The organism is Neptuniibacter marinus (assembly GCF_001597725.1).
GTDB classification, from domain to species: domain Bacteria; phylum Pseudomonadota; class Gammaproteobacteria; order Pseudomonadales; family Balneatricaceae; genus Neptuniibacter; species Neptuniibacter marinus.
The window spans coordinates 1-265 of the sequence record NZ_LUTR01000081.1 but is presented as its reverse complement, the minus strand read 5'-3'; the positions used below and the strand labels follow the sequence as shown (position 1 = coordinate 265).

Genomic DNA, 265 nt, shown 5'->3' with positions numbered 1-265 from the left:
TTATTGATACCCAATCACTATTAGATGGCGTGTATGAACCTTCAGAGTTCATTGAACGCGTCGAAGCGCTGAACGGCAAAAGCCCAGATGGCAAAATACTTTTAAAGTGGAGCTAAGACAATGACTCTAATTCATACCAAATACTTGCTTGAGCAAGCTCAAAAATCTGGCTATGCAATCCCAGCCTTTAATATACATAACTTAGAGTCTGTTCATTGTGTGTTAGACACTGCTAAAGAGATGGACTCTCCAGTTATTCTTGCAG

At 40.0% G+C, this 265-nt stretch carries 1 protein-coding gene; it reads left to right on the top strand.

What is annotated here, in order from left to right; translation table 11 throughout:
- Positions 1–120 precede the first annotated feature (120 nt).
- The coding region (locus A3774_RS17275; RefSeq protein ID WP_197468092.1) for a class II fructose-bisphosphate aldolase at positions 121–265 on the top strand (145 nt) is incomplete at its 3' end.